We start from the raw sequence: 1,620 nt of genomic DNA, 5'->3' as shown, positions 1-1,620 counted from the left end.
GAGGTATACGGCCTCGTCGATGTCGTGCGTGACGAACGCAACGGTGACCTTGTATTCGTTGCGCACGGTGAGCACCAGGTCTTCGAGGTCGGCGCGAGTCTGGGCGTCGACTGCGGCGAACGGCTCGTCCATGAGCATCACCTTCGGCTCGACGACGAGCGCGCGAGCAATCGCGACACGCTGCTGCATGCCCCCCGACATCTGCCAGGGGTACATTTCGCCCTGCCCAGCCAGGCCGACCGAATTCAGGGCGTGCTCCACGCGGTCGGTCACCTCGCTCTTGGGCAACTTGTAGGCCGCTGCGGCCATCGACAAATTCTTGCGGACCGTCATCCAGGGAAACAGCGAGCGACTGTAGTCCTGGAACACGACGGACAATCCGAACGGCGGACCGTCCACCGGTTCGTTGCCGAGCATGACCTGGCCTTCGCTCGGACTCAGCAGTCCGGCCATCATCATCAACAAGGTGGACTTTCCGCAGCCGGACGGTCCGACGATGGTGACGAACTCCTCGTCGTCGATGGAAACGGTGGTCGGTCCGAGGGCGAGTCGCTCGCCGTAGGTCTTACTGACTCCGTCGACTCTCAGCTTCATGATGTTCTCCTGGAGGGTCTTGTGCGGTGTCACAGAGGGTGCTGGTGCGGTCATCACATCTCGCTCAACGAACTGCGACGCTGCCACCGCAACACGCGCTTTTCGATGGCGTTCATCACTGCGTTGAGGACGATTCCGAGCAGCGCGATCAGCAGGAATGCCGACCACATCTGCTTGTACTTGAACGTCTGCTGATAGAGCACGACGTTGAATCCCAATCCGGAGGTGGTGGCGTACAACTCGGAGATGATCATCAGGATCAATCCGATTCCGACGCTCACCCGAAGGCCTGCCATGATCTGCGGCATCGACGCCGGCAACAGCACTTTCGAGTACAGATCCCTCTTGCCGACGTGCATGCTGCGGGCACTCCGTAGCCACTGCGGGTCGACACCCGAAACGCCGTCGGCCGTGTTGACGACGATGAGCCATACGGTGCCCAGGAAGATGAGGAAGATGTTCATCGAGCTGTTCGCACCGAAGATCGTGAACGCCACCGGCAGCAGTGCTGCGTTCGGCAGCGACATGAAAAAGCGAACGATCGGGTTGTACATGCCGGACAGAATGGAGCTGCGCCCAATCGCCATGCCGAAGAGCACCCCGACGACGACGGCCAAGCCCCATCCAGCAACGAGGCGACCGAGGCTGACCGGAACGGTGTCGTAGAAATTGTTCGACAGGAAGAGCATCGACGCGTCGCCCGACAGCCAATCCTTGCGGAACTGCACCAGCACGTCGCTGATGGGCGGGAAGAACACCGTCGGTGACGATCGGGCGAACACCTCCCATACGATCAGCAGAAGCGCGACGAACCACACCGACCCCAGGGCGGCAAGCACCCGCCGGACGGGTGGCGGCAGCGTCGGCGACGCCGTTCTCGTTCTTCGCTGAGCCGCAGCGAGTTTCGGTCGCGACTCGGTAAGACTAGACAATGTGTACCCACTTCATCGATGTCTTCTCGACCTTGACGAGCACGGTGTAAAGAATCATGCCAATAACGCCTATGACCAGCAGCATCGCGTACAC

The 1,620-nt window shown here is 60.9% G+C and carries 2 protein-coding genes; both read right to left on the bottom strand.

Translation table 11 applies throughout. The annotated features are described in order from the left end of the window. The coding region (locus WBQ44_RS09320; RefSeq protein WP_495566420.1) for an ABC transporter ATP-binding protein at nucleotides 1–594 on the bottom strand (594 nt) is incomplete at its 3' end. Nucleotides 595–647: 53 nt separating this feature from the next. Further along, entirely contained in the window at nucleotides 648–1,433 is a 786-nt protein-coding gene (locus WBQ44_RS09315; RefSeq protein ID WP_495566419.1) for an ABC transporter permease, read from the bottom strand. Nucleotides 1,434–1,620 lie beyond the last annotated feature (187 nt).

Source organism: Rhodococcus sp. (in: high G+C Gram-positive bacteria) (assembly GCF_049591685.1).
Taxonomy (GTDB): domain Bacteria; phylum Actinomycetota; class Actinomycetes; order Mycobacteriales; family Mycobacteriaceae; genus Rhodococcoides.
The sequence above is the reverse complement of the archived record's forward strand: the minus strand, read 5'-3'. Positions and strand labels throughout refer to the sequence as shown.